The following is a 251-nucleotide window of genomic DNA, read 5'->3' on the forward strand; positions in this document are numbered from 1 at the left end:
TCGGTCGAGGGCTTATCCAGGAAGGTCAAGTGAAGATTCAAAGGTTGATGAAGTTCAATATGTGGTTTTGAAGGTATGTTACCTATGCACGAGTGGCTCAGTGGTGGAGTATCGCCTTGCCAAGGCGAGGGTCGCGGGTTCGAATCCCGTCTCGTGCTCTCAAAGAGATAGAAAAAGAGTCATCCGATGGATGGCTCTTTTTTCTATGTTCAAGCCCTGCCGGGTTCGAACGGTTCGAATGTCTGCGCTCC

Annotated in this window: 1 tRNA gene; it reads left to right on the top strand. The window is 50.2% G+C overall.

Annotated features, from left to right (window positions below):
- Positions 1-86 precede the first annotated feature (86 nt).
- A tRNA-Gly gene (locus GPK90_RS16825) sits at positions 87-158 on the top strand.
- Positions 159-251: the final 93 nt, after the last annotated feature.

The organism is Clostridium sp. MCC344, from assembly GCF_018785365.1.
Taxonomy (GTDB): Bacteria; Bacillota; Clostridia; order Lachnospirales; family Lachnospiraceae; genus Pilosibacter.